Raw genomic sequence first — 25,984 nt, forward strand, 5'->3', positions numbered from 1 at the left:
CCCGAGGCGTTCCAGCCCAGCATCCCCGACCCGCGCGCTCCGCCCCTGGCGGACCCGGTCGGGAAGTCGTCCGCGACGGGGCCCCGCTCCGCCGCTTCCGCCGATCGTTCACCACCGCAAGGATCACTCATGACCGCTGACACCGCACCAGCCGTCCCGCGTCCGCCCGCCCGCCCGGCGGCGGCGCCCGTCCTCACCGGCGCTCAGGCCGTCGTCCGCTCCCTCGAGCTGCTCGGCGTCACCGACGTGTTCGGCATTCCCGGCGGCGCGATCATGGAGGTCTACGACCCGCTGCTCGACTCCACGGAGCTGCGCCACATCCTCGTCCGTCACGAGCAGGGCGGCGGCCACGCCGCCGAGGGCTACGCCACGGCGTCCGGCAAGGTGGGCGTGACGATCGCCACCTCCGGTCCCGGCGCGACGAACCTCGTCACCGCGATCGCGGACGCGTACATGGACTCGATCCCGATCGTCGCGATCACCGGGCAGGTGTTCTCGACCCTGATGGGCACCGACGCGTTCCAGGAGGCCGACATCGTCGGCATCACGATGCCCGTCACCAAGCACTCGATCCTGGTCAAGCGGCCCGAGGACATCCCCGGCGCGATCGCCGCCGCGTTCGAGGTCGCCAGCACCGGCCGCCCCGGCCCGGTGCTCGTGGACATCACCAAGGACGCGCAGAAGGCCAGCGCTCCGTTCGTGTGGCCGCCGAAGTACGACCTGCCCGGCTACCGCCCGGTGACCAAGGCGCACGGCAAGCAGATCCAGGCCGCGGCGACCCTGCTCGCGGAGGCGAAGAAGCCCGTGCTGTACGTGGGCGGCGGCATCATCCGCGGCAACGCGTCGAAGGAGCTGAAGGAGCTCGCCGAGACCACGGGCGCTCCCGTCGTCACCACGCTGATGGCGCGCGGCGCGTTCCCCGACTCGCACCCGCAGCACGTCGGCATGCCCGGCATGCACGGCACGGTCCCCGCCGTGCTCGCGCTGCAGGAGGCCGACCTGCTCGTCGCGCTGGGCACCCGGTTCGACGACCGCGTGACCGGCAAGGCCGAGCTGTTCGCCCCGAACGCCAAGGTCGTGCACGTCGACATCGACCCGGCCGAGATCTCCAAGATCCGCACGGCGGACGTGCCGATCGTCGGCGGCGTGCGCGAGGTCCTCACCGACCTCGAGGTCGCCTTCCGCGGCCTCACCGGTGGCGCCCAGGGCGACATCGAGGAGTGGTGGGCGTACCTCGACGGTCTGCGCAGCGAGTTCCCGCTCGGGTTCACGCCGCCCGAGGACGGCCTGCTCTCCCCGCAGCACGTGATCCAGCGGATCGGCGAGCTCACCGGACCCGAGGCCGTGTACGCGGCCGGCGTCGGCCAGCACCAGATGTGGGCGGCGCAGTTCATCAAGTACGAGCGCCCGAACTCCTGGCTGAACTCCGGCGGCGCCGGCACCATGGGCTACGCGGTCCCCGCCGCCATGGGCGCCAAGGTCGCCGAGCCCGACCGCGTGGTCTGGGCGATCGACGGCGACGGCTGCTTCCAGATGACCAACCAGGAGCTCGCGACCTGCGTCATCAACGAGATCCCGATCAAGGTCGCGATCATCAACAACTCCTCGCTCGGCATGGTGCGCCAGTGGCAGACCCTGTTCTACGACGGCCGCCACTCGAACACCGACCTGAACACCGGGCACGGGACGATCCGGATCCCCGACTTCGTCAAGCTCGCCGAGGCGTACGGCTGCCTCGCGATCCGCGTCGAGAAGGAGGAGGAGATCGACGCCGCGATCACGCTCGCCCTCGAGACGAACGACCGTCCCGTCGTGATCGACTTCGTCGTGAGCGCCGACGCGATGGTCTGGCCGATGGTGCCCCAGGGCGTCAGCAACAGCTACATCCAGTACGCGCGCGACCACGCGCCCGCCTTCGACGAGGAGGACTGATCCATGTCCACGCATGTCCTGAGCCTCCTCGTGGAGGACACCCCGGGTATCCTGACCCGCGTCGCCGGCCTGTTCGCGCGCCGCGGCTTCAACATCGAGTCCCTCGCGGTGGGCGTGACCGAGGTTCCGGGGATCTCCCGGATCACGGTGGTCGTCGACGTCGAGGACCTCCCGCTCGAGCAGGTGACCAAGCAGCTGAACAAGCTGATCAACGTCATCAAGATCGTCGAGCTCGAGCAGAGCGCGTCCGTGCAGCGCGAGCACATGCTCATCAAGGTCCGCACCGACAACAACACCCGGTCGAACGTGCTCGAGGTGGTCAGCCTTTTCCGCGCGTCGGTCGTCGACTACGCGCCCGAGGCGCTCGTCGTCGAGGTCACCGGCGACAAGGGCAAGGTCGAGGCGCTGCTGAAGGCCCTCGAGCCGTTCGGGATCAAGGAGCTCGCCCAGTCGGGCCTGCTCGCGATCGGCCGCGGCGGCAAGAGCATCACCGAGCGCGTCCTGCGCAGCTGACCTGACATCCGGTCGTTGAGCGAGCACCGCCGAAGGCGGAGCGAGACGAAACGCCGCAACCGACAACGAGACCCCCCAACAAGGAGAAACACAAGTGAGCACCGAGATCTTCTACGACGCAGACGCCGATCTGTCGATCATCCAGAACAAGAAGGTCGCCATCGTCGGCTACGGCTCGCAGGGCCACGCCCACGCGATGAACCTGCGCGACTCGGGCGTCGAGGTCGCCATCGCCCTCAAGGAGGGCTCCACCTCGATCGCCAAGGCGACCGAGGCGGGCTTCGCGGTCAAGACCGTCGCCGAGGCCACCCAGTGGGCCGACCTCATCATGATCCTCGCGCCGGACCAGCACCAGCGCGGCATCTACAGCGAGTCGATCGCGCCGAACCTGACCGAGGGCAAGACCCTGGCGTTCGCGCACGGCTTCAACATCCGCTTCGGCTACATCGACGCTCCCGAGGGCGTCGACGTGATCCTGATCGCCCCGAAGGCCCCGGGCCACACCGTGCGCCGCGAGTTCGTCGCCGGCCGCGGCATCCCGGACATCATCGCCGTCGAGCGCGACGCCTCCGGCACCGCGTGGGCGACCGCCCTCTCGTACGCGAAGGCCATCGGCGGCACCCGCGCCGGCGTCATCAAGACGACCTTCACCGAGGAGACCGAGACCGACCTGTTCGGCGAGCAGGCCGTGCTCTGCGGTGGCATGAGCCACCTCGTGCAGGCCGGCTTCGAGACCCTCACCGAGGCGGGCTACCAGCCGCAGATCGCCTACTTCGAGGTGCTGCACGAGCTCAAGCTCATCGTCGACCTGATGTGGGAGGGCGGCATCGCCAAGCAGCGCTGGTCGATCTCCGACACGGCCGAGTTCGGCGACTACGTCTCCGGCCCGCGCATCATCGACGCCGGCGTCAAGGCGCGCATGAAGGACGTCCTCACGGACATCCAGACCGGCGCGTTCGCGAAGCGCTTCATCGAGGACCAGGACAACGGCGCCGCCGAGTTCCTCTCACTCCGCGAGAAGGAGCAGGGGCACCCGATCGAGGCCACCGGCAAGGAGCTGCGCGCCCTGTTCGCCTGGAAGCAGAGCGACGAGGACTACGTCGAGGGCAGCGCTGCGCGCTGACCTCGACGTAGTCCCGGAGGACTGTGCTGGTCGGGCCGCAGGGCGGCCGCCGGCCCTTCGGGCCTGGGTCGAGGGCTCGGCCGCGCGCTGATCCTTCGAGTTCCGCAGAACGGGCGTCCCTTCGGGGGCGCCCGTTCTCGCGTCCGGCTCGGTCGTTGAGCGAGCCCCGAGCGCAGCGAGGAGCGAGACGAAACGCGGTTTCTCGCAGGAGTGCCGCGTTTCGTCTCGGTCGCCTGCGGCGTCCTCGCTCAACGACCCCGGAAGGGAGGGCTCGGCCGCGCGCTGATCCTTCGAGTTCCGCAGAACGGGCGTCCCTTCGGGGGCGCCCGTTCTCGTGTCTGGCTCGGTCGTTGAGCGAGCCCCGAGCGCAGCGAGGAGCGAGACGAAACGCGGTTTCTCGCAGGAGTGCCGCGTTTCGTCTCGGTCGCCTGCGGCGTCCTCGCTCAACGACCCCTGAGGGGAGGGCTCGGCCGCGCGCTGATCGTTCTCGCGTCCGCCTCGGTCGTTGAGCGAGCCCCGAGCGCAGCGAGGAGCGAGACGAAACGCGGTTTCTCGCTCGACGACCCGGAGGGGATGGGCGGGCGGATAGGCGGGCTCAGGCCGGGAAGGCGACGCCCTCGCCGACGACGCGCAACGCGATCCGCTGGCCGGGGCGGGCGAGCGCGGCGTTGGCGTGCCGGATCGTGATGGTCGGCGGGACGGGATCGAGTCGGGGATCCATGCCGGCGCGGGGCTCCAGGCGGATCCGCGCCGAGGTCTCCGAGCCGAAGTACACGCCGTCCTCGACCGTCGCGCGGATGGGGGAGTCCGCGACCAGCTGCACCTGTTCGGGGCGCAGCATGAGCTGCACGCGGCCCTGCGCCGGGGGATTGCGTACGGGCACGTAGCCGAGGGCGCACGAGGCGAGGGAGCCGTCCAGCCAGGCGTCCAGGACGATCGCGTCGCCGAGGAACTCCGCGACGCCGCGGTCCATCGGGCGGGTGTACACGACGAACGGGTGCCCGGTCTGGACCAGGCGGCCGTCGCGCATCACGGCGACCTGGTCCGCGAAGCTGAGCGCCTCGGACTGGTCGTGCGTGACGAGGATCGTCGTCGTCCCGGCGTCGGTGAGGATCCGCGCGACCGCCTCCCTCGTCGCCGCGCGCAGGCCCGTGTCCAGCGCCGAGAACGGCTCGTCCAGCAGCATCAGCTGCGGCTCGCGGGCGAGCGCCCGGGCGATGGCGACCCGCTGCTGCTGGCCGCCGGAGAGCTGGTCGGGGCGACGGTCCGCGGCGTCCTGCGGCAGCGACACGAGATCCAGCAGCTCGGCGATGCGCGCGCGGCGGGCGTCGCGACCCATGTCCTCGAGTCCGAACGCGATGTTGCGCGCGACCGTCAGGTGCGGGAACAGGCCGCCGTCCTGCGTGACATAGCCGATGTCGCGGCGGTGCACCGGCACCCACGCGTCCGGGCCGGCGACCCGGACCGAGCCCAGCACGACCTCGCCGCTGTCCGGGCGCTCGAAGCCCGCGATGATCCGCAGCAGCGTGGTCTTGCCCGATCCGGAGGCGCCGACGACAGCCGTGATGCCGCCGTGCTGCACCGCGAGATCGACGCCGTGCAGCACGCGGCGGCTGCCGTACGAGGCGGTGACGCCGGCGACCTGCAGGTGCGCGGTGGGGAGCGGGCCCGTGCCGGGGGAGGGCACGGCGCCGAGGGATCCGAGGTTGTGCGCGGTCATGCACTCTCCGGCTTCGAGGGGATGGACTCGTCCACGGGCGCGCCTGCCGTCGAGGCGCGCGCGGACTCGCGGAAGAGCAGGTAGGTCATCGGTGCGGACAGCAGGATCAGCAGGGTCGCGTACGGCGCGGCGCCCGCGAAGTCGATCTCGCTCGAAAGGCTCCAGAACTGGGTCGCGAGTGTCTGCACGCCGATCGGCGAGAGCAGCAGGGTCGCGGTGAGTTCTCCGGCGACGGCGAGGAACACCATCGCCAGGGCCGCCGCAGTCGCCGGCGCGACCAGCCGCAGGGTGACGCCGATGAACGCGCGCAGCGGCCGGCGGCCGAGGGCCTGCGCGGCCTCCTCCAGGCTCTGCGGCGCCTGCGCGATCCCGGCCTGCAGCGGCACGAGCGCCCGCGGCAGGAACAGCAGCGCGTACGCGATGAGCAGCAGGGCTGTGGTCTGATACAGGGCCGGCACGAACAACAGCGAGACCGTGACCAGCGCGAGCGCGAGCACGATGCCGGGCATCGAGCTCGTGATGTAGTTCGTCCGCTCCAGCAGCCGGCTGAGCGCACCGGGGCGGCGGACCGCGAGCCACGACAACGGGAACGCGGCGATCACGGTGACGACCCCGCCGCCGAGAGCGAGGCCGAGGGTCTGCAGGAGGGTCGGCACGAGCTCGCCCACCCGCCAGACCGCCGCGCCGCCGTGCACGAGCCAGCCGCCGATCACGACGGCGGGGACGCCGAGCGCCGCGATCCCCAGGGCGAGCAGCGCGAGCTGCGTCGGGACCTGCCAGCCGCGCAGCCGGATCCGCTGCGGCGGCGCCGGGGTGCCTGACCCGATCCGGGCGTACCGGGCCCGCCCGCGGGCACGGCTCTCCAGCACGAGCAGCGCGAGGCAGAGCAGCATCAGGACGCCCGACAGCATGCTGCCGGCCGAGCCGTTGAACGTGGACCGGTACTGGTCCATGATCGCGGTCGTGAACGTGTCGAAGCGGATCAGCGCGAACGCGCCGTACTCGCTGAGCAGGTGCAGTCCCACGAGCAGCGCCCCGCCGAGCAGAGCGAGGCGCAGCTGGGGCAGCACGGTTCCGAAGAACACCCGCACCGGGCCGCGCCCGAGGCTCGCCGCCGCCTGCTCCAGGGCCGGATCGAGGCGGTTGAGCGCCGCGCGCACCGGCAGGTAGACCAGCGGGAAGTACGACAGGGTCGCGAGCAGCACGCCGGATCCGAGCCCCGCCAGCGACGGGATCGCCGACACCCACGCGTAGGAGTTCACGAACGCCGGGATCGCGAGCGGCATCGCGAGCACCGCGCCCCAGGCACCGGCGCCGGAGAGCGAGGTGCGCTCGACGAGCCAGGCGCCGCCCACGCCGATCACCGCGCACAGCGGCACGGTGATGACGACCAGCAGCACCGTGTTCGTCAGCAGCTCGCCGACGCGCGGCCGGAAGATCAGCGCGGCCGACGCGGACCAGCCGATCCCGGCGGCGGTTCCGACGACGAACAGCAGCGGCAGCAGGGAGAGCAGGGCCACGACGACACCGGCGGCGACGACTCCCCAGGAGGAGGCGCCAAAGGGCGGCCGGAGCCGTTGCGCTCCGTCCGCCCTTCGGGTAGCGGTCGTGGTGGTGATCTCGTGTCCTAGAGCAGGCCGGCCTGGGTCATCAGATCGGTGACCTGCTTCGAGTTCAGCGTAGCCGGATCGATGGTGGGCGCCTGCAGGTCCTTGAGCGGCACGAGCTTGGCGTTCGCGGCCACGTCGGATCCGACCGGGTACTCGAACGAGGTGCCCGTCTGCAGGATCTTCTGGCCCTCGGCGCCGGTGATGAAGGCGAGGAACTTCTGCGCCGCGGCCTTGTGCTTGCTCGAGGCGAGCACACCGCCGCCCGAGATCGACACGAACGCGCCCGGATCCTGGTTCTTGAAGTAGTGCAGCCCGACGTTCTTCGAGTTCTCACCGGTCTTCGCCTGGTCGCCGAACCAGTAGTAGTGGTAGATGATCGCGCCTTCGACCTCGCCGGCGTTGACCGCCTTCATCGCGGTGTTGTTGCCCTTGTAGGCGACCGAGTTCGACTTCTCGGCCTTGAGCCAGTCCTCGGCCGCCGCGGCGCCCTTGAGCTGGACGAGGGCCGACACGATCGCCTGGAAGTCGGCGCCGGACGGCGATGCGGCCCAGCGGCCCTTCCACGACGGGTCGGCCAGGTCCATCAGCGACTTCGGCAGCTGCGCCTCGGTGAGCTTGGTCGTGTTGTACGCGAACACGGTCGAGCGGGCGGCGATGCCGACCCACTTGCCGGAGGACGGGCGGTACTCGGTCGGGACGTTCTTCAGCGCCTCGTCGCCGGGCGAGGTGAACAGCCCGGCCTTCTCGACCGCCGTCATGGACGGCGAGTTCTCCGTGAGGAAGACGTCGGCGGGGGAGCGGTCGCCCTCCTGGATGAGCTGCTGCGACATCTCGGTGTCGTCGCCGTTGCGGACCTGGACCTTGATCCCGGTCGCCTTCGTGAAGGCGTCGATCCACTCCTTGCCGAGCGTCTCGTGCTGGGCGTTGTAGACGGTGATGGTCTGCCCGGCCAGGTCTCCGCCGCTGGAGGCGGGGGATGCGGTTCCGCTGCACGCGGCGAGGGTCAGGGCTGCCGCGGCGGTGGCGGCGACAGCGGAGATCAGGCGGATGCGACGGTTCACGGGGGATCCTTCGGTTCACGGGTGGGACATCACCAATATAGGTAAGGCAACCCTTATTCGCCAATCGACGGTGTTGAAGATGACGAGCCGGGGGATCCCCTCGTCAGACATCGGATGTCTGTGACAGGATGGTCGCTGACAGACGAGAGGATGCGGTGATGCGTCAGCAGTGGTTCGACGAGGCCCGGTTCGGGATGTTCGTGCACTTCGGTGTCTACAGCGGGGCGGCACGGCACGAGTGGGTGCAGAACTACGAGCGGCTGACATCGGAGGAGTACCGCGTCTACGTCGATCACTTCGATCCGGACCTCTTCGACGCGCGGGCGCTCGCGCGTCGGGCGAAGGCGACCGGGATGGGCTACGTCGTGCTCACGACCAAGCATCACGACGGCTTCTGCCTCTGGGACTCCGCGCTCACGGACTACACATCGGTCGCGGCGTGCGGGCGCGATCTCGTGCGCGAGTACGTCGACGCGCTGCGGGTGGAGGGGCTGCGCGTCGGGCTCTACCACTCGCTCATCGACTGGCACCATCCGGACTTCACGGTGGACGGCAATCACCCGCGCCGAGGCGACGAGGATGAGCGCGGACGCAACGACGAGCGGGACATGGGCCGCTACCGCGCCTACCTGCACGGCCAGGTGCGCGAGCTCCTCAGCGGCTACGGCGACATCGACTACCTGTTCTTCGACTTCACCTATCCCGCGCCGTCCGGCGGCTGGGAGGGCAAGGGGCCCGCGGACTGGGACGCGGAGGGGCTCCTCGCGCTCTGCCGCGAGCTGCAGCCGCAGATGCTCGTGAACGACCGGCTCGGGATCCCCGGCGACTTCGTGACGCCCGAGCAGTACCAGCCCACCGCGCCGCTCGTCGTCGACGGAGTCCCGCAGGTATGGGAGGCGTGCCAGACGATCAACGGATCCTGGGGCTACCACCGCGACAACCACGACCAGAAGTCCGCGGTGCTGCTCGCGCAGATGCTCGCCGACTCCGTCTCGATGGACGGCAACATGCTGCTCAACGTCGGCCCCGACGGGCGGGGGAGCATCGCGCCGCGCGACGAGGCGGTGCTCGCCGAGATCGGCGAATGGATGCGGCTGCACCGCGGCGCGATCGTCGGAGCCGGCCATGCCGCCTATCCGGCCCCGCGCGAGGGCGTCTACACGCGGCGCGGGGATCGGCTCTACCTGCACCTGTTCAGCTGGCCGCTCGGCTTCGTGCACCTCGAGAGGCTCGCCGAGCGGGTGACCTACGCGCGGCTGCTGAACGACGGATCCTGGCTGAAGACGTCGGTGACCGATCCCGACCAGGAGGCGACGCTGATGACGCCGGCGGGGGAGGCCGCGGGCACGCTCACGGTGCATCTGCCCGTGCGGCGCCCGGACGTGCTGATCCCGGTGATCGAACTGACCCTGGCGCCGGGGAACTGAGCCCCGAGGGTCGAGCCCCCGAGGGCCGAGCCCGGAGGGGCCGAGCCCGGATCAGGAGACCGGGTCGATCTGCTCCATCGCGAGCCGCGCCGCGCCGTACAGCGCCGCGTCGGGGCCCGTCTGCGCGGACTCGATCCGAAGCGTCTGCGTGGCCAGCGGGTGGCACGCCTCGTAGACCCGGCTGCGCACGGCGGCGAGGAAGGGCTCGCTGGCGCTCATGCTCCCGGTCAGGAACACCGCGTGCGGGTTGAAGAAGTTCACCACCCCGGACAGCACCTGACCCAGGCGCGTGCCCGCGGTGCGCACGAGCGAGGTCGCGATCGGGTCCCCGTTGCGCGCCCGCTCGAGCACCTCGGCCGCGGTGGACACGTCGATGCCGCGCTCCTGCATCTGACGGACCAGCCCTGCGCCGCTCGCGACCGTCTCCAGGCAGCCGTGGTTGCCGCAGGAGCACGGGATGTCGGCGGCGTCGTCGATCAGGGTGTGGGTGATGTCGCCCGCCGCAGCGGTGGCGCCGCGGTGCACGGACCCGGCGACGATGATGCCGGACCCGATCGCCGTGCCCGCCTTCACGGTGATGCTGTGCTGCTCGCGGGTGAGGCTGCGATAGTGCTCGCCGAGGGCCATCAGGTTCGCGTCGTTGTCGACCGCGGCGGGCACCCCGAACCGCTCCGTGAGGGCCTCGCCGACACGGAAGCCCGGCCAGCCCGGCATGCGCGACGGCTGATCCACGCTGCCGGTCTCGAATCGCACGGGACCGGGCAGGGCGATGCCGATACCTCGGATGTCTGCATCCTCAGCGAGCGCGCGCAGGCCCTCCTCGACGAGGTCGAGGGTCGCCTCCGGGCCGTCGGCGATCCGGATCGGGATGGTGCGGACCCGATGCAGGTGTCCGCCGAAGTCGAGCAGCCCGAGCCGGGCGTGCTCTCCGCCCAGCTCCGCCGCGAGTACGCGATGCTGTGTGCTGCCCAGGGTCAGGCGCCGCGGACGGCGCCCGCCCGAGGAGCGACCCTGGCCGTCCTCGCGGAGGATCCCCGCGTCCACCAGCTCCTGTACGCGCAGGGACACCGTCGACGGGGCGAGCCCGAGCAGGCCGGCGAGGTCGGAGCGCGATGCCGCCTCGCCGCGCGCGACGAGCTCCACGATCCGACGGGCGTGATCGCCCGCGGGATCCGGCTTCGCGGAGTCGTGGGCGAGGCGGTCGGGTGAGGGGTTCATGAGATCTTCTTTCGCCATCGAACAAAGACCACTGTACTGACCTGTCGGGGCGTTTGTCTCTGAATATCACGGGTTTCTCACGATCTTCGGAAAACATCGGATGTTCGGGTCGCGATGTGGCCGGTCATCTGTCAGGATGATCCCACCAATCCGAATCAACTTCGTTCGATTCCAAACGAAGATTCCCCCTGTTCGTGCCTGAGGAGGCATTTCAATGAAGAAGATTCACCTCGTCCCCGCCGCGGCGTTCACGGTGGGCGCCGCCCTGGCGCTGACCGGCTGCGGCGCCTCGGGCGCCGCCAGCGCCGACGACAAGACCGTCGTCGTCGACATGTGGGCGGGCTCCGCCGACGACACGGCCGCCCTGAAGGCGCAGATCGACGTCGCCAAGAAGCAGAACCCCGACCTCAAGATCGAGCTGCGCACCGCACCGTGGAACGACTTCTTCACGAAGCTCACGACGAACATGGCCTCGGGCAACATGGCCTGCGTCACCGGGATGAACAGCGGCATGCTCTCCAGCTACACCGCGGGCTTCCAGAAGCTGACCGCGGACGACATGAAGACCGCCGGTCTCAAGGAGAGCGACTTCGCCGCCGGCACCACGGAGATCCTGAAGAACAAGGGCGACCTGTACGGCCTGCCCTTCGACACCGCGACCATGCTCGTCTACTACAACGCCGACCAGCTGAAGGCCGCAGGAGCCGCGACCCCGAAGCCGGGCTGGAGCTTCTCCGACTTCGAGGCGACGGCCAAGGCCGCCACGCGCGACGGCAAGCAGGGCTTCGCGGTCGGCATGGGCGACTTCCAGTGGCAGGCGCTGCCGATCGACAAGGCGGGCGTGCAGCCGGCGTCGCAGGGCGGCAAGCTGCAGCTCACCGACAAGAAGTTCCAGGACGCCGCCGCCTGGTACGCCGGCCTCGTCACCGAGCAGAAGGTCGCGCTGCCGGTCGCCTCCGCGTCCGACGGCGGCTGGGGCGAGGACCAGTACTCCAACGGCAACGCCGCGATGGCCGTCGACGGCACGTGGAACGCCGTCAGCTACCTGAAGAACAAGGCCGGCTTCACCGCGGGCATGGCGCCGCTGCCGTCCGACTCCGGCAAGCCGCTCAGCCTGATCCTCGGATCCGGCTACGGCATCTCCAAGACCTGCAAGAACAAGGACGCGGCGCTGAAGGTGCTCGGCTCCCTGCTCAGCAAGGACTCCCAGGACTACATCGCCTCCTCGGGCCGCAGCTACCCGGCGCGCACCGAGAGCCAGCCGCTGTACTTCCAGTCGATCGACGAGAAGTTCCGCGCGCAGGTCGAGGAGGTCTTCAAGGCCGCGTTCTCGAACGTCCAGGGTCAGTACGTCACCGACAACTGGTCGAAGGTCGGCACCTACGTGCAGCCGCAACTGGTCAGCGTGTACAACGGCCAGGCCAAGATGAGCGACGTGCTGCAGAGCGCGCAGCAGCAGTTCGCCAAGTGATCCGCCTCCCGGGTCCGGCGACGCCCCGCCGGGCCCGGGACCTGTTCCGGAACGGAGGATCATGACGATCACCGCACCTCCCCGCCGCCGGGGATCGCTCGCCAGGGCGGAGGGCCGTCAGGCGCTCGCGTTCGCGAGCCCGGCCCTGATCGGCCTCGCCGTGTTCACGGTCGTGCCGGTCGTGCTCTCCATCGTGATGAGCTTCTACAACTGGCCGACGTTCGGCGACAAGACCTTCTCCGGGGTCGGCAACTACGTGAAGCTGTTCACGTCGAGCCCCGATTTCTGGCCGGCGATGCGCAACACCGCGGTGTTCACGATCGCGTACGTGCCGCTGAGCATCGTCTGCTCCCTCGCCCTCGCGATGGCGCTCGGACCGCGGATCCGCGGACGCGGCGCGCTGCGCGTGCTCTTCTTCATCCCTGTCGTGACGCCGATGGTCGCGAGCGTGCTGGTGTGGAAGATGATGCTGCAGCCGCAGGGCCTGTTCAACGGGATCGCGCAGGGCTGGTTCGGCATGAAGCTGCCGAACTTCCTCGCCGACCCGTTCTGGGCGATGGCGATGGTCGTCATCATGAGCGTGTGGCAGGGCCTCGGCTACAACATGCTGATCTTCTCCGCGGCGCTGGAGCAGCTGCCCGAGTCGGTGGTCGAGGCGGCCCGCATCGACGGCGCCTCCGGGTTCCGGATGCAGTGGAGCGTCGTCATCCCGATGATCTCGCCGTCGATCTTCTTCGCCACGATCATGACGATGATCACGTCGCTGCAGGTGTTCGCGCAGCCGCAGCTGCTCACCGGCGGCGGGCCCGGCAACGCCACCCAGCCGCTCGTGCAGTTCATCTACAACCAGGGCTTCAAGTTCCAGGATCTCGGCATCGCGGCCGCGGGCGCATGGATCCTGTTCGCGCTCATCATCGTGATCACCGCGCTGCAGTTCGGCGCGCAGAAGAAGTGGGTGCACTATGAGCACTGATCTGCAGGAGGCGGCGATCGCCGACCTCGCCGAGGTCGAGGAGGCTCCCCAGGAGCGTCGCGGACGGCCCAAGGCGCCGCTGTCGGCGGGGGAGCGGGCGCGCACGATCGTCGCGCACGTGGTCGTCTATCTCGCGGCACTGATCTTCGTGTCGCCGCTCGTCTACTCGTTCTTCTCGGCGCTGAAGCCGAACGAGCAGATGTTCTCGATGCCGCCGAAGCTCATCGGCACCGAGGTGCGCTGGTCGAACTTCGTGGACGTGTTCGCGTACGGGCCGTTCCTCACCTACATCGGCAACTCGTTCTTCGTGGCGATCGCCGGCACGCTCGTCGTGCTCATCGTGTCCACGACGGCCGGCTACGCCTTCGGCCGGCTGCGCTGGAAGGGCCGCGACGCCGTGTTCGTGCTGTTCCTCGCGACCCTGATGGTGCCCGCCGAGGTGCTCGTGATCCCGATGTTCCAGGTCATGCAGTGGCTGAACTGGGTGGACACCTACCAGGCGCTCATCTTCCCGTTCGCGTTCACCGCGTTCGGCACCTTCCTCATGCGGCAGTTCTTCCGCGGCATCCCCTACGAGCTCGAGGAGGCGGCGCGCGTCGACGGCGCCGGCCCTCTGCGTTCGTTCCTGCAGATCATCCTGCCGCTCGCGAAGTCCGCCGTGGCCGTGCTGTCCGTGTTCACGTTCCTCTCCTTCTGGAACAGCTACCTCTGGCCGCTCATCGTGACCGTCGACTACAACGCGCACGGCACGCTGCCGGTCGGCCTCGCGACCTTCTCCGGGCTCACCGGCACCCGCTGGGACCTGCAGATGGCCGCGGCGATCATCTCGATGGTGCCCACCACGGTCCTCGTGATCGTGTTGCAGAAGCACCTCGTCAAGGGCATCGCGATGGCGGGACTCGGCGGCCGATGAGCGACGACGCAGGAACTCGGGGGAACGGCGCGCCCGTCGTCGCCGGGATCGACATCGGCGGGACGAAGATATCGGCCGTGCTCACCGACGAGGCGGGATCCGTGCTCGCGCGCGGAGTCGTCCCGGCGCCGGCGCGCGAGGGCGGGACGGCGATGGCCGACGCGGCCGCGGAGCTCGTGCTCGGCCTGTGCGCCGAGCACGGCGTGCCGCTCGCCGGCGCGGGCGTCGGCGCAGCCGGCGTGATCGACCAGGAGCGCGGCGTTGTCGTGGCGGCGTCCGCGACCTTCGCCGACTGGAGCGGCTTCCCGCTCGCGGCGGAGCTCGGCGACCGGCTCGGTGCGCCGGTGTGGATCGAGAACGACGTGAACGCGTTCCTCCTCGGCGAGCTGCGCTGGGGTGCGGCCCGTGGGGAGAGCGACGTCCTGGGCATCATGCTCGGCACCGGCGTCGGCGGCGCGATCGCCCTCGACGGGGCGCTGCACCATGGTGCGCACGGCGCGGCGGGGGAGATCGGGCACACGCCCGGCTACGGCGACCTCGTCTGCACGTGCGGCCAGACCGGCCACCTGGAGACCCTCGCCTCGGGGACCTCGATCGCGAAGCGGTATCGCAGCGCGACCGGATCCGCCGCGGACGCCCCTGAGATCGCGGACCGCGCCAGGGCCGGCGAGGCCGAGGCCGCCCGGGTCTTCGCCGACGCCGCGCGGGCGACGGCGCTGGCCGCCTCGACCGCGGCCTCCCTCGTCGATCTCGACATGGTCGTGATCGGCGGCGGCGTGCACGCGGCCTGGGACCTGCTCGAGCCCGCCATCGCGGAGACCATCCGCACCGACGCCCCGGTCTCCGGCTTCCCGCTGCGGATCGTGCGGGCGGAGATCTCCGCCGACGCGGTCGCCCTCGGCGCCGCGGCGCTCGCCGCCGCCCGCATCGCGGATCCCGCCCCGACCGCCCTCGCCCCCGCCTGACAGGAGAGAACCACATGACCGAGCGCACGGAACCGATCGTCCGGGCCGAGGCGGACACCGTCTGGATGGGACCGCTGCCCCCGCTCGCCGAGGGCGGCCTGCCCCGGCCGAGGATCGGGATCGCCGGGATCTCGATCGAGTCCAGCACCTTCTCGCCGCACATCTCCGGCGACGAGGCCTTCACGATCCGCGAGGGCGCCGAGCTCCTCGGCTACTACCCGTTCCTCGACGAGGGGCGGGAGCTGCGCGAGGCCGCGGAGTGGGTGCCGATCCACCACGGCCGTTCGCTGCCGGGCGGGGCCGTGGCGCCCGAGACCTACGGTCGGATGAAGGACGCGATCGTGCGGGGGATCCGCGCCGCGATGGCCGAGGGCGGCCCGTTCGACGGCTTCTTCTTCGACATCCACGGCGCCATGAGCGTCGCCGGCATGCAGGACGCGGAGGGCGATCTCGCCACGGCCGTCCGCGCCGAGCTCGGCGACGACGCGCTCGTGTCGACGTCGATGGACCTGCACGGCAACGTCTCCGAGGTGCTGCGCGACGCGCTCGACCTCCTCACCTGCTACCGGATGGCGCCGCACGAGGACTGGATGAACACGAAGGAGCGCGCGGTGTGGAATCTGCTCGCCCGCCTGCGCGGCGCGCACGGATCCGATCCGCTCCGTCGTCGCCCGTACAAGGCGTGGGTGCCGGTGCCGGTGCTGCTGCCCGGCGAGAAGACCAGCACCCGGCTGGAGCCGGCACGCGGGATCTACGCCCAGGTGCCGGACGTCGAGGCCCGGGACGGCGTCGTCGACGCGGCGATCTGGGTCGGCTACGCCTGGGCCGACGAACCGCGCAACATGGCGATCGCGATGGTGACGGGCGACGATCGCGAGCTGATCGCGCGCGAGGCCGAGCGTCTGGCCCGGCAGTACTGGGACGCGCGCGCCGACTTCGTCTTCGTCGGCCCGACCGCAACGCTCGGCGAGGCCCTCGACCGCGCCCTCGCGCCGGATGCGGCACGGCCCTACCTGATCTCCGACTCGGGCGACAACCCCACCGCGGGCGGCGCGGGCGACGTGTCCTGGACGCTCGGCGAGCTGCTCGTCCGCGAGGACCTCGCCGAGCCCGGCCGACTCGTCGTGCACGCCTCCGTGTTCGACCCCGCGGCGGTCGCTCAGGCCGAGGCCGCGGGCGTCGGCGCGACCGTGACCCTGGAGGTGGGCGGTCGGGTGGATCCCGGCCCGCGCGGGCCGGTGACGATCACCGGCGAGGTGTTCTCGATCACCGGCGGCGATCCCGAGGCCGGGACGCAGGTCGTGATCCGCGCGGGCAGCGTGCACGCGATCGTCACCGAACGCCGCAAGCCCTTCCACCACCTCGACGACTTCCGCATGCTCGGCATCGACCCGGAGGCCGCCGACGTCGTCATCGTCAAGATCGGCTATCTCGAGCCCGAGCTCTACGATCTCTCCGCCGACTGGACCCTCGCGCTCACCCCGGGCGGCGTCGACCAGGACCTGCTGCGACTCGGCCACCACCGCCTCGCACCCGGCGTCTACCCGTTCGACACCAGCGGTGCTCCGGCTTTCGAGGCCCACGTGAGCCGCCGCGGAGAGGGGATCACCGCATGATGGACTTCGAGAAGCGCACCGGACCCGATCTCGGCGCCGCCGCGCCGGAGTACCCGTCGCAGGGGGTGCCGGAGTGGTACCGCGACGCCAAGCTCGGCTTCTTCGTGCATTGGGGCCTGTACTCGGTGCCGGCCTGGGCCGTGCAGCACGGCGAGGGCGTGCACATCCCCACCGAGGACGCGTACGCGTGGCACCAGTACGCCGAGTGGTACGGCAACACCGTGCGGATCGCCGGCAGCCCGACCTGGCTGCGGCACCAGGAGCTCTACGGCTCCGGTACCTCGTACGAGGACCTCGCCGACCTCTGGGACGCCTCGGCCTTCGACGCCGACGGGTTCGTCGGCGAGCTCGTCGGCGCGGGTGCGCGCTACATCGTGCCGACCACGAAGCACCACGAGGGCTTCTGCCTCTGGGACAGCGCGACGACCGGTTTCACCGCCGCGCGCCGCGGCCCGCGGCGCGACCTCATCGCCGAGTTCCACGACGCCGCCCGCCGCGCCGGCACACGGTTCGGGGTGTACTTCTCCGGCGCCCTGGACTGGCACGCGAGCGACTTCCCGGCGATCGAGTCGGACACCGACCTGTTCCGGTACCGCCGCAACGACGTTCCCTTCTCCCGTTACGCCGCGGCGCAGCTCGACGAGCTCGTCGAGCGGTTCTCACCCGACCTGCTGTGGAACGACATCGAGTGGCCGGACGGCGGCAAGGGGCGGGACGACTTCGCGGTCGCCGCGCTGCTGCGCCGCTACTTCCAGCGGGTGCCGGACGGGGTCGTGAACGACCGCTGGGGCGTCCCGTACCACGGCTTCCTCACCCGGGAGTACACGCACATCCCCGACATCATCGACCGCCCCTGGGAGTCCACCCGCGGGCTCGGCTACTCGTTCGGCTACAACCAGGCCGAGGACGAGCGGCAGTCGATGTCGGGCGCGGCCCTGATCCGCCTGCTCGTCGACGTGGTCGCCAAGAACGGCAACCTGCTCATCAACGTCGGACCCACCGCGGCCGGGGAGATCCCGGAGCTGCAGCGGCAGGCGATGCGCCAGCTCGGATCCTGGCTCCGGACGAACGGAGCGTCGATCTACGGGACGCGACCCTGGATCCGGGCCGGGGAGACGGTCGGCGCCCCGCGCGCTTACACGCGATCGAACGCAGGCGTGCACGTGCACGCGCTCGACCCCGCGGCCGGGACCCTCGCACTGCCGGCCGAGCTCGCCGGGTCCGCCGACGCCCGCTGGGCGGACGGATCCGCCGCCCCGCTCGTCCGGCGCTCGGACGGGACCGTCGACATCGCGATCCCGGAGGGGCTCCGGTCAGAGCCCGTCGCGGTGCTCACGGTCGCCGACCCGGTCTGAGCGCCGCAGCCACGGTCGCGGTGCGGCCCGGGAGCGGGGCGGCCGGGCGCGGCGATCTCCGTCGCTACGCTGGAACCATGACTTCCGATCCCGATGACGCGCTGCACTGGGACGGCGACGAGCCGGATCCCTCGGCCGCACCCGCGAGGCGCCCCGCGCCGAAGGACCCGTCGCCCGCGCCGAACCGCACGCCCGAGCCGGCGACCCCGTCCGAGCCGGCGACCCCGTCCGAGGAGAAGACCGGCGCCGGGACCGAGACCGACGAGCCGGCGGGCACCGGCAACGTCGCGCTCGTCGCGTACGGGGTGATCGGCGGCGCGTACCTGCTTTTCGCGGTCGGCTGGGCGATCGGCGGGCTCCGGCTGCGTCCGAGCGCGGCCTTCCTCGTGTCGGACGCCATGTTCCTGCCGTGGCTGTGGCTGGCCGTCGCCGCGCCCCTGCTCTGGTTCGCGGCCTCCTGGGTGCTCACCCGCGGGCGGGCGACGTGGGTCCGGATCGTCGCGCTCATCGCCGGGGCGGCGCTGCTGGTGCCCTGGCCCTTCGTGATGTTCGGGACGGTGGGCGCATGAGCGGCGGGACGAGCGAGACCACCGGGACGCCGGTGGTGGATCCGCGTCGGCCGCGGTGGCTGTTCTACTCGCTTCTCGGCGTGGCCGGCCTGCTCTACGCCTACGCGATCTGGAACGCAATCGCCTACCTGATCCCGCTTGCGGGCCTGGCGATCTCGGCGACGACGTGGGTGGCGCTGATCCTCGCGATCGTGCTCCCCGCGGCGGTCTACGCGATCGCCGTCGCGATCACCCGCCGGCGCAGCATCGCGGTGCTCGCGATCGTGCTGCTCGCCGGGCTGGGCCTCGTCGCAGTGTTCTGGCTGGACGTCGTCGGCTACTCGATCCGGACGCTCCTGCCCGGGGCGCACTGACGGCGCGGGGTCCGCTGACGCGCGCCGTCACACGGCACGGCGCGCGTCGCGGCCTCGGGTAGAGTGTTCGCACCCTCGCGCCCCGACGGTGCGGCGCATCGGTTCCCCTTCCTCCTGCCCCGAAGGATCTCTCTGTGCCCGAGAATGCCGTGAACCCGTCCGCCAAGAAGCCCGTCGTCCTGCTCGCGGAGACGCTCTCTCCCGCCACGGTGGACGCGCTGGGCCCCGACTTCGACATCCGCTCCGTCGACGGCACCGACCGCGAGGCGCTGTTCGCCGCCCTCGCCGACGCCGACGCCGTGCTGATCCGCTCCGCGACGAAGATCGACGCCGAGGCGCTCTCGCACGCCCCGGTCCTGAAGGTCGTCGCGCGCGCCGGTGTCGGCCTGGACAACGTCGACATCAAGGCCGCCACCGCGGCCGGCGTCATGGTCGTGAACGCGCCGACGTCGAACATCGTCTCGGCCGCCGAGCTCACGGTCGGACACGTGCTGAGCCTCGCCCGCCGGATCCCGGCCGCGCACGCCTCGCTGTCGGCGGGGGAGTGGAAGCGCAGCTCCTACACCGGCGCGGAGCTCTTCGAGAAGACGGTCGGCATCGTCGGCCTCGGCCGGATCGGCGCCCTGGTCGCCGCGCGCCTCGCCGCGTTCGACATGCGCGTCGTCGCCTACGACCCCTACGTCACCAGCGCCCGTGCGCAGCAGCTCGGCGTGCAGCTGCTCAGCCTCGAGGAACTCGTCGCGGAGAGCGACTTCCTCACGATCCACATGCCGAAGACGCCGGAGACCACCGGCATGATCGGCGCCGAGCAGTTCAAGGCCATGAAGCCGACCGCGTACGTCGTCAACGTCGCCCGCGGCGGCCTGATCGACGAGGCCGCTCTGCACGAGGCACTGGTGAACGGCGAGATCGCCGGTGCCGGCCTCGACGTCTTCACCTCCGAGCCGCCCGTCGAGGACAGCTCGGCCCGCGCGCTGGTCGCCCTGCCGAACGTCGTGGTCACCCCGCACCTCGGCGCGTCCACCGACGAGGCTCAGGAGAAGGCCGGCGTGTCCGTCGCCCGCTCGGTGCGCCTCGCGCTCGGCGGCGACCTCGTCCCGGACGCGGTCAACGTCGCCGGCGGCGTGATCGACCCGTACGTGCGCCCCGGCATCCCGCTCACCGAGAAGCTCGGCCAGATCTTCTCCGCCCTCGCGCAGTCGTCGCTCACGAGCCTCGACGTCGAGGTGCACGGCGAGCTCAACGGCTACGACGTCAGCGTGCTGCGCCTCGCGGCCCTCAAGGGCGTGTTCACCCCGATCGTCAGCGAGACCGTGTCGTATGTGAACGCGCCGCTGCTCGCCGAGCAGCGCGGCGTCGCCGTGCGCCTCGTGCAGGACGACGTCAGCGACGAGTACCGCAACGTCATCACGCTGCGCGGTGCGCTCTCCGACGGCACCCAGCTCTCCGTCTCCGGCACCCTGACCGGCCCGAAGCAGATCGAGAAGCTCGTCGCGATCAACGAGCACGCCGTCGAGCTGCCGATCGAGAAGCACCACGTCGTGATGCTGTACACCGACCGCCCCGGCATCGTCGCGGTCTACGGCCAGCGCTTCGGCGACGCCGGCATCAACATCGCCGGCATGCAGATCGCGCGCGAGACCGCGGGCGGCCAGGCGCTGTCCGTGCTGACGCTCGACTCGCCGATCCCCGAGGAGCTCCTCGACGAGGTGCGCGAGGCGATCGACGCCGACCTGTTCCGCCAGATCGAGCTGACCGAGGTCTGAGTCCCGTCCGGGCTCCGGCCCGGCTCCGCCGAGAGCACGCGCTGTCGCCGAGTCCGCCCTGTGATCGGGCCGGATCCGGCGCGGCGCGTGCTCTCGGCGTCAGGGGGCCCGGATCGGGGATCTGCCCGTGGCGCGATTCATTTGAGAGAATCTGCGCGGGTTGTCGATTTCGGTGGGCTCTCCACGTCGTATCGGTGTTCGACACCTCACGGGCATCCCGCCCGCACGACGAAGGAGACACCATGTCCGACGAGTACATGATCATCATCCACGAGCCCGAGTGGGACCCGACCAAGCTTCCCGCCGCCCAGATCGAGGCCGACCTCGAGGGGCACAAGGCGTTCCAGGCCGCGGTCGAGGCCGCGGGTCACCGGATCACGGCCGGGGTCCCGCTGCGTCCTCAGTCCGAGGCGTTCCGGATCCGCCCCTCCGCGGACGGGCCGGTCTTCACCGACGGGCCGTTCGGGGAGACGCGGGAGGTCGTCACCGGCTTCTACGTCTTCACCGCGGACTCCCCGGCGCAGGCCCGGGAGCTCGCCGCGCTTGTGCCCACCGGTGGCTGGCTCGACGTGCATCCGGTGCTCGACATGTCCGACGGCAAGCCGGCGATGGGCTGATCGGAGCCCGTTCCATGGCTGCCCGGATCGAGGATGCGTTCCGCCAGGACGCGGGACGCATCCTCGGCGCGGTGACCGCTTACACCGGCGATCTGCAGCTCGCGGAGGACGCCGTGCAGGAGGCGTTCGTCCGTGCGATCGCCGAGGAGCACGCGGGCCGCGCCCCCGCGAATCCGGCCGCCTGGATCACCACCGCGGCCCGGCGGATCGCGGTCGACAGCATCCGCCGCGCCCGCACCGCCGCCAAGGCGCTGCCGGTGCTCGCCGCCGACGCGGCGCCCGCGTCCGCCGATCGGATCGCCGAGTTCGCGTTCACGGGGGACGAGCGGCTCGAGCTGATCCTCACGGTGTGCCACCCCGAGCTCGCCGAGGAGACCCGGCTCGCGCTCGCCCTGCGCTTCGTGTGCGGGATCCCCACGCACGACGTCGCCGCGATGCTGCTCGTGTCGGAGGCCACGATGGCGGCCCGGCTCACCCGCGCGAAGAAGCGCCTGCACGACTCCGAGATCCGGTTCCAGATGACCGACGCGCGCCAGGTGACGGCCCGGCTCGGCGACGCCCTCTCGGTCATCGCGCTGCTGTACACGACCGGTTACGCGGCGCCCACGGGCACGGACAGCCGTCGGCTCTGCGGTGACGCGGTCGAGCTGGCCAGGGACGCGCAGCGCGTCGCCGGTGACGATGCCGAGGCGTGCGGGTTGCTGGCCCTGCTGCTGCTCACCGAGGCGCGGCATCCGTCCCGGGTGGATCCGGCCGGCGAGCTCGTCGCCCTCGCCGAGGCCGACCGGACGCTGTGGGATCGGGCGCTCATCGCCGAGGGGGAGGGGCTCGCGACCCGAGCGCTGCGCGGCGGTTCGCCGCGGGACAGTCCAGGGCGCTTCGCGCTGCAGGCGGGCATCGCCGGGCTGCACGCGATCGCCGCGGACTGGGACGCCACGGACTGGCCCTCGATCGTGCTGCTCTACGACGGGCTGGTCGCCCAGTGGCCTTCGCCCTCGGCGCGGCTCGCGCGCATCGTCGCGCGCGGATACGCGGACGGGCACGACGCCCTGGGGGTGCGCCTCGAGCTGGACGCCGACGAGGCGCTGTTCACCGGGCCGCTCGCGGCCCAGGCGTTCGCGGTGCGGGCCGAGCTCGGCCTGCGCGCCGGGGATGCGCGGGGTGCGCGGGAGGACTTCCGTGCATCGATCGACCGGACCGAGGACGCCGCGATCCGCCGCCACCTCGAGCGCCGCCTGATCGCGGCAGGCGAGCAGCACGAGGCCTGACCCGCTCCGGCGGCTATGCCCGCGTGGCCTGCAGCACCAGGGCGACGAGGTCGTCCAGCGCCGCGCCGGAGGGGACGACGGCGTCGGATCCGTCCGAGTCCACGGCGTTGTTGAAGAACAGGCCGTCGCTGAGCAGCATCACCAGGTCGAGGGCCGCCTGATCGCGCACGGCGGGACGGATCGCGTCGGAGGAACGCTGCCGCATGAGGTGCAGCGCATCGGCGGCCGCCCGACTGCCGCCCTGGGCGAGCCGGGACACCGCGATGATCGCGCGGTCGAGCGGATCGTCCTGCATGACCGAGGTGCGCAGGTAGTACTCGACCGGCCCGGTCCTCGCTTCGGCCATCGCGGCCAGATCCCCGTCGACGAGCGCAGCGAGCCGGGCGAGGAGCGCCGCGGCCAGCTCCTCCTTCGAACCGAAGTGGTAGAGCAGACCCCCCTTGGAGACGCCGGCCGCGCGGGCGACGGCGTCGAGGGTCGCGGCGCGCTCGCCGTCGGTGAGCAGCAGGGCCTCGAAGGCGTCGAGGACGCGCTCACGGGCATGCGGGGGTCGGGCCATGTCTGTTACTATACCATCTGGACGGTTAAGTTATTCGGAACTGAGAGGTGCTCCATGCCCACCACCGCGACGATCTCCCTGACGGAGACCGATGGCCCCCGCGTCGGCGCACGCGGCTGGGCGGCGCTGGTCGTGCTCATGCTGCCCGTGCTGCTCGTCTCCGTCGACAACACGGTGCTCTCCTTTGCCCTCCCCGAGATCTCCACCGCGCTCAGCCCCAGCGGCGTCGAGCAGCTGTGGATCATCGACGTCTATCCGCTCGTGCTCGCCGGGCTCCTCGTCACGATGGGCACGCTCGGCGACCGCCTGGGCCGGCGCCGTCTGCTGCTGATCGGCGCGACCGGCTTCGCCCTCGTCTCCGCGCTCGCGGCGTTCGCGCCGACCGCGGGGCTGCTCATCGCCGCGCGCGCCCTGCTCGGCCTCTTCGGCGCCATGCTCATGCCGTCGACGCTGTCGCTGCTGCGGTCGGTGTTCGTGAACCGCGAGCAGCGCCGGCTCGCCATCGCCGTGTGGGCGTCCGCGTTCTCTGCCGGATCCGCGCTCGGTCCGATCGTCGGCGGATTCCTGCTCGAGCACTTCTCCTGGGGCTCCGTGTTCCTGCTCGCCGTGCCGGTGCTGATCCCGCTGCTCATCCTCGCGCCGATCCTCGTGCCGGAGAGCCGGGACCCGGACCCGGGCAGGATCGATCCGCTCAGCATCGTGCTGTCGATGGCCGCGATGGCGCCGGTCGTCTACGCGATCAAGGAGTTCGCGGTGGACGGGGTCACGCCGGTCGTGGCGATCCTGTTCGTCCTCGGTGTCGGGATGGGGATCCTGTTCGTGCGCCGGCAGCTGCGCGCGGAGACCCCGATGCTCGACATGGCGCTGTTCCGCCGCGGGATGTTCAGCGGCGCGATCCTGGTGAACCTGCTCAGCGTCATCGCGCTCGTCGGCTTCCTGTACTACGTGTCGCAGCACCTGCAGCTCGTGCTCGGGCTCAGCCCGATCGAGGCAGGGCTCGCGCTGATCCCCGGCATGGGCATGATGATCGTCTCGGGGCTGGTCGTCGTGCCGATCGCGCGCCGGGTCCGGCCCGAAGTCCTGGTGCCGGCCGCCCTCGTGTTCTCGCTCGCGGGCTACCTGACCGTGGCGTTCACGACGCACGCGCACGGCGTGGCCCCGCTCATCGTCGCGTTCGTGCTGCTCGGCATCGGCATCGGCGCGGCGGAGACCGTCTCGAACGAGCTGATCGTCACGGCCGCGCCGCCGGAGAAGGCGGGCGCCGCGAGCGCCGTGTCGGAGACGGCGTACGAGCTGGGCGCTGTGCTCGGCACGACGATCCTCGGCGGAATCATCACCGCGTTCTACCGGAACTCGCTCGTCGTCCCGGACGGCGTTCCTGCCGCGGCGGCGCAGCGCGCACAGGAGACCCTGGCCGGAGCGTTCTCGGTCGCCGAGGGGCTCCCGGCCGCGACCGGCCAGGCCCTGCAGCAGGCCGCGGCCGACGCGTTCGGCACGGGCGTGATGGCGACGTCGCTGATCGGCGGGGTGCTCGTGATCGGCGCCGCGACGGTCGCCGCCCTCACCCTCGGCCGCCGGCTCGGCCGCTGACAGCCCCGCCCGACCGCCCCTTCCGGGTTCCACGTCCGGGACCCCTTTCCGTTCGCTGGTCGCGACACGCCGCATCCGGGGGCCGCGGGCGGGGGGGGCCCCCCGGCCTCTCGGGCGCCCGCAGCGGGGGGTCCGGCGACCAGCGAGCAGGGGTGGGCGGTCGGATCCGCCGGATCCGGATCCGCGCAGACGCGGTCATCGTGCGGTCATCCGGGACGGGAGGATCCTCCGGGCCCGATAGCCTGGGATCCTCCACCCAACGATCCGTGAAGGAGCGCCATGTCCCGCGTCGTGAAGCTGGCCGTCATCCCCGGTGACGGCATCGGTCCCGAGGTCGTCGCGGAGGCGGAGAACGTGCTCGACGCGGTCACCGCGGGCAGTGACGTGACGTTCGAGAAGACCCGCTTCTCGCTCGGCGCCGCGCGCTACCTCGAGACCGGCGACACGCTCTCCGACGAGGACCTCGACGCGATCCGGGCGCACGACGCGATCCTGCTCGGCGCGGTCGGCGGGCAGCCGGGCGATGTGCGCCTGAAGGACGCGAACATCGAGCGGGGGCTGCTGCTCAAGCTGCGTTTCGAGCTCGACCACTACGTCAACCTGCGCCCTTCCAAGCTGTATCCGGGTGCCCCCGGCCCGCTCGCGGACCCGGGCGACATCGACTTCGTCGTGGTCCGCGAGGGCACCGAGGGCCCGTACGTCGGCAACGGCGGCACGATCCGCAAGGGAACCCCGCACGAGGTCGCCAACGAGACCAGCGTGAACACGGCCTTCGGCGTGGAGCGCGTCGTCCGCTACGCGTTCGATCTGGCCGAGCGCCGCCGGCAGAAGCTCACCCTCGTGCACAAGACCAACGTGCTCGTCCACGCCGGATCCATCTGGAAGCGCATCGTCGACCAGGTGGCCGAGGAGCACCCCGGCGTGGCCGTAGACTACCTGCACGTCGACGCGGCCACGATCTTCCTGGTCACCCACCCTTCGCGCTTCGACGTGATCGTCACCGACAACCTCTTCGGGGACATCCTCACGGATCTGGCCGGCGCCGTCACCGGTGGCATCGGCCTCGCCGCCTCGGGCAACATCAACCCCGACGGCGCGTTCCCGTCGATGTTCGAGCCGGTGCACGGCTCGGCACCCGACATCGCGGGTCAGCAGAAGGCCGACCCGACCGCGGCGATCCTCTCCGTCGCCCTGCTCCTGGACCACCTGGGGCTGCGCGACGAGGCCGCGCGCGTGCAGCGCGCGGTCGAGGAGGACATCGCCTCCCGGGCCGGCGCCCGCACCACCGCACAGACCGGCGCGGCGATCATCGCCCGGCTCCAGGCGTAACCTGGGAGTCGGCGCAGGCGCCGCCCCCCTTCGACC

22 protein-coding genes are annotated in these 25,984 nt (G+C 71.2%); 17 read left to right on the forward strand and 5 right to left on the reverse strand.

Annotated features, from left to right (window positions below; all coding sequences use genetic code 11):
• Positions 1 to 129 precede the first annotated feature (129 nt).
• The 3 genes from RBR11_RS01040 (at position 130) to ilvC (ending at position 3,568) form a co-directional block, all read left to right on the forward strand.
• Positions 130 to 1,932, forward strand: a complete 1,803-nt coding sequence (locus RBR11_RS01040) for an acetolactate synthase large subunit (RefSeq protein ID WP_308487435.1) — start codon at positions 130 to 132, stop codon at positions 1,930 to 1,932.
• Positions 1,933 to 1,935: 3 nt separating this feature from the next.
• Positions 1,936 to 2,445 (forward strand): acetolactate synthase small subunit, encoded by a 510-nt coding sequence (gene ilvN / locus RBR11_RS01045; protein ID WP_308487436.1) that lies wholly within the window; start codon positions 1,936 to 1,938, stop codon positions 2,443 to 2,445.
• Between the two features lie 94 nt (positions 2,446 to 2,539).
• Positions 2,540 to 3,568, forward strand: a complete 1,029-nt coding sequence (ilvC, locus tag RBR11_RS01050) for a ketol-acid reductoisomerase (RefSeq protein WP_308487437.1) — start codon at positions 2,540 to 2,542, stop codon at positions 3,566 to 3,568.
• Between the two features lie 595 nt (positions 3,569 to 4,163).
• On the opposite strand, the gene RBR11_RS01055 is transcribed toward ilvC, so the two are convergent.
• The 3 genes from RBR11_RS01055 to RBR11_RS01065 form a co-directional block, all read right to left on the reverse strand.
• Complete coding sequence (locus RBR11_RS01055; RefSeq protein ID WP_308487438.1) at positions 4,164 to 5,288, reverse strand: ABC transporter ATP-binding protein; 1,125 nt, start codon at positions 5,286 to 5,288, stop codon at positions 4,164 to 4,166.
• Positions 5,285 to 6,808 carry an ABC transporter permease gene (locus RBR11_RS01060; protein ID WP_308487439.1) on the reverse strand — a complete coding sequence of 508 codons (1,524 nt, stop codon included), beginning with the start codon at positions 6,806 to 6,808 and terminating at the stop codon, positions 5,285 to 5,287. The genes RBR11_RS01055 and RBR11_RS01060 overlap by 4 nt, the downstream gene beginning before the upstream one ends.
• 107 nt (positions 6,809 to 6,915) lie before the next feature.
• Positions 6,916 to 7,959, reverse strand: a complete 1,044-nt coding sequence (locus RBR11_RS01065; protein WP_308487440.1) for an iron ABC transporter substrate-binding protein — start codon at positions 7,957 to 7,959, stop codon at positions 6,916 to 6,918.
• A 158-nt stretch (positions 7,960 to 8,117) separates the two neighbouring features.
• Here RBR11_RS01065 and RBR11_RS01070 point away from each other — a divergent pair, with 158 nt between their 5' ends.
• Positions 8,118 to 9,386 (forward strand): alpha-L-fucosidase, encoded by a 1,269-nt coding sequence (locus tag RBR11_RS01070; protein WP_308487441.1) that lies wholly within the window; start codon positions 8,118 to 8,120, stop codon positions 9,384 to 9,386.
• A gap of 51 nt (positions 9,387 to 9,437) precedes the next feature.
• Here the strand turns inward: RBR11_RS01070 and RBR11_RS01075 are convergent, their stop codons facing one another.
• Complete coding sequence (locus RBR11_RS01075; RefSeq protein ID WP_308487442.1) at positions 9,438 to 10,604, reverse strand: ROK family transcriptional regulator; 1,167 nt, start codon at positions 10,602 to 10,604, stop codon at positions 9,438 to 9,440.
• Between the two features lie 214 nt (positions 10,605 to 10,818).
• On the opposite strand from RBR11_RS01075, the gene RBR11_RS01080 reads away from it, so the two are divergent.
• The 11 genes from RBR11_RS01080 (at position 10,819) to RBR11_RS01130 (ending at position 22,470) form a co-directional block, all read left to right on the forward strand.
• Positions 10,819 to 12,075, forward strand: coding sequence for an ABC transporter substrate-binding protein (locus RBR11_RS01080; RefSeq protein WP_308487443.1), 1,257 nt, complete (start codon positions 10,819 to 10,821; stop codon positions 12,073 to 12,075).
• 61 nt (positions 12,076 to 12,136) lie between these two features.
• Positions 12,137 to 13,048, forward strand: coding sequence for a carbohydrate ABC transporter permease (locus RBR11_RS01085; protein WP_308487444.1), 912 nt, complete (start codon positions 12,137 to 12,139; stop codon positions 13,046 to 13,048).
• On the forward strand, positions 13,038 to 13,961 hold the full coding sequence (locus RBR11_RS01090) for a carbohydrate ABC transporter permease (RefSeq protein WP_308487445.1): 924 nt from the start codon (positions 13,038 to 13,040) through the stop codon (positions 13,959 to 13,961). The genes RBR11_RS01085 and RBR11_RS01090 overlap by 11 nt, the downstream gene beginning before the upstream one ends.
• Positions 13,958 to 14,926, forward strand: a complete 969-nt coding sequence (locus RBR11_RS01095; RefSeq protein WP_308487446.1) for an ROK family protein — start codon at positions 13,958 to 13,960, stop codon at positions 14,924 to 14,926. Before RBR11_RS01090 ends, RBR11_RS01095 begins: the two co-directional genes overlap by 4 nt.
• A gap of 65 nt (positions 14,927 to 14,991) precedes the next feature.
• Positions 14,992 to 16,542, forward strand: a complete 1,551-nt coding sequence (locus RBR11_RS01100) for a M81 family metallopeptidase (protein ID WP_308487784.1) — start codon at positions 14,992 to 14,994, stop codon at positions 16,540 to 16,542.
• Positions 16,539 to 17,897 carry an alpha-L-fucosidase gene (locus tag RBR11_RS01105; protein ID WP_308487447.1) on the forward strand — a complete coding sequence of 453 codons (1,359 nt, stop codon included), beginning with the start codon at positions 16,539 to 16,541 and terminating at the stop codon, positions 17,895 to 17,897. Before RBR11_RS01100 ends, RBR11_RS01105 begins: the two co-directional genes overlap by 4 nt.
• A 77-nt stretch (positions 17,898 to 17,974) precedes the next feature.
• Positions 17,975 to 18,466, forward strand: a complete 492-nt coding sequence (locus RBR11_RS01110) for a hypothetical protein (protein WP_308487448.1) — start codon at positions 17,975 to 17,977, stop codon at positions 18,464 to 18,466.
• Positions 18,463 to 18,819, forward strand: a complete 357-nt coding sequence (locus RBR11_RS01115; protein WP_308487449.1) for a hypothetical protein — start codon at positions 18,463 to 18,465, stop codon at positions 18,817 to 18,819. Before RBR11_RS01110 ends, RBR11_RS01115 begins: the two co-directional genes overlap by 4 nt.
• A gap of 134 nt (positions 18,820 to 18,953) precedes the next feature.
• Entirely contained in the window at positions 18,954 to 20,585 is a 1,632-nt protein-coding gene (gene serA / locus RBR11_RS01120; RefSeq protein WP_308487450.1) for a phosphoglycerate dehydrogenase, read from the forward strand.
• 242 nt (positions 20,586 to 20,827) lie between these two features.
• Positions 20,828 to 21,202: a YciI family protein gene (locus RBR11_RS01125; RefSeq protein ID WP_308487451.1), complete on the forward strand. Its 375-nt coding sequence runs from the start codon at positions 20,828 to 20,830 to the stop codon at positions 21,200 to 21,202.
• 14 nt (positions 21,203 to 21,216) lie between these two features.
• Positions 21,217 to 22,470, forward strand: coding sequence for an RNA polymerase sigma factor (locus tag RBR11_RS01130; protein WP_308487452.1), 1,254 nt, complete (start codon positions 21,217 to 21,219; stop codon positions 22,468 to 22,470).
• Between the two features lie 13 nt (positions 22,471 to 22,483).
• Here RBR11_RS01130 and RBR11_RS01135 read toward each other — a convergent pair whose 3' ends face one another.
• Positions 22,484 to 23,029: a TetR/AcrR family transcriptional regulator gene (locus tag RBR11_RS01135; protein WP_308487453.1), complete on the reverse strand. Its 546-nt coding sequence runs from the start codon at positions 23,027 to 23,029 to the stop codon at positions 22,484 to 22,486.
• 54 nt (positions 23,030 to 23,083) lie between these two features.
• Here RBR11_RS01135 and RBR11_RS01140 point away from each other — a divergent pair, with 54 nt between their 5' ends.
• Complete coding sequence (locus RBR11_RS01140; protein ID WP_308487454.1) at positions 23,084 to 24,619, forward strand: MFS transporter; 1,536 nt, start codon at positions 23,084 to 23,086, stop codon at positions 24,617 to 24,619.
• A 279-nt stretch (positions 24,620 to 24,898) separates the two neighbouring features.
• Entirely contained in the window at positions 24,899 to 25,948 is a 1,050-nt protein-coding gene (locus RBR11_RS01145; protein ID WP_308487455.1) for a 3-isopropylmalate dehydrogenase, read from the forward strand.
• The last annotated feature ends 36 nt before the right edge of the window (positions 25,949 to 25,984 follow it).

The organism is Microbacterium capsulatum (genome assembly GCF_030865425.1).
GTDB lineage: Bacteria > Actinomycetota > Actinomycetes > Actinomycetales > Microbacteriaceae > Microbacterium > Microbacterium capsulatum.

What these genes read in the sequence shown, in the direction of transcription:
- RBR11_RS01075 (WP_308487442.1), bottom strand. Translation starts at nt 10,604, where the DNA reads ATGAACCCCTCACCCGACCGCCTCGCCCACGACTCCGCGAAGCCGGAT.
- RBR11_RS01115 (WP_308487449.1), top strand. Translation starts at nt 18,463, where the DNA reads ATGAGCGGCGGGACGAGCGAGACCACCGGGACGCCGGTGGTGGATCCG.
- RBR11_RS01135 (WP_308487453.1), bottom strand. Translation starts at nt 23,029, where the DNA reads ATGGCCCGACCCCCGCATGCCCGTGAGCGCGTCCTCGACGCCTTCGAG.
- RBR11_RS01110 (WP_308487448.1), top strand. Translation starts at nt 17,975, where the DNA reads ATGACTTCCGATCCCGATGACGCGCTGCACTGGGACGGCGACGAGCCG.
- RBR11_RS01085 (WP_308487444.1), top strand. Translation starts at nt 12,137, where the DNA reads ATGACGATCACCGCACCTCCCCGCCGCCGGGGATCGCTCGCCAGGGCG.
- RBR11_RS01140 (WP_308487454.1), top strand. Translation starts at nt 23,084, where the DNA reads ATGCCCACCACCGCGACGATCTCCCTGACGGAGACCGATGGCCCCCGC.
- RBR11_RS01130 (WP_308487452.1), top strand. Translation starts at nt 21,217, where the DNA reads ATGGCTGCCCGGATCGAGGATGCGTTCCGCCAGGACGCGGGACGCATC.
- ilvN (WP_308487436.1), top strand. Translation starts at nt 1,936, where the DNA reads ATGTCCACGCATGTCCTGAGCCTCCTCGTGGAGGACACCCCGGGTATC.
- RBR11_RS01105 (WP_308487447.1), top strand. Translation starts at nt 16,539, where the DNA reads ATGATGGACTTCGAGAAGCGCACCGGACCCGATCTCGGCGCCGCCGCG.
- RBR11_RS01080 (WP_308487443.1), top strand. Translation starts at nt 10,819, where the DNA reads ATGAAGAAGATTCACCTCGTCCCCGCCGCGGCGTTCACGGTGGGCGCC.
- RBR11_RS01070 (WP_308487441.1), top strand. Translation starts at nt 8,118, where the DNA reads ATGCGTCAGCAGTGGTTCGACGAGGCCCGGTTCGGGATGTTCGTGCAC.
- RBR11_RS01090 (WP_308487445.1), top strand. Translation starts at nt 13,038, where the DNA reads ATGAGCACTGATCTGCAGGAGGCGGCGATCGCCGACCTCGCCGAGGTC.
- RBR11_RS01145 (WP_308487455.1), top strand. Translation starts at nt 24,899, where the DNA reads ATGTCCCGCGTCGTGAAGCTGGCCGTCATCCCCGGTGACGGCATCGGT.
- RBR11_RS01055 (WP_308487438.1), bottom strand. Translation starts at nt 5,288, where the DNA reads ATGACCGCGCACAACCTCGGATCCCTCGGCGCCGTGCCCTCCCCCGGC.
- RBR11_RS01125 (WP_308487451.1), top strand. Translation starts at nt 20,828, where the DNA reads ATGTCCGACGAGTACATGATCATCATCCACGAGCCCGAGTGGGACCCG.
- RBR11_RS01040 (WP_308487435.1), top strand. Translation starts at nt 130, where the DNA reads ATGACCGCTGACACCGCACCAGCCGTCCCGCGTCCGCCCGCCCGCCCG.
- RBR11_RS01100 (WP_308487784.1), top strand. Translation starts at nt 14,992, where the DNA reads ATGGGACCGCTGCCCCCGCTCGCCGAGGGCGGCCTGCCCCGGCCGAGG.
- RBR11_RS01095 (WP_308487446.1), top strand. Translation starts at nt 13,958, where the DNA reads ATGAGCGACGACGCAGGAACTCGGGGGAACGGCGCGCCCGTCGTCGCC.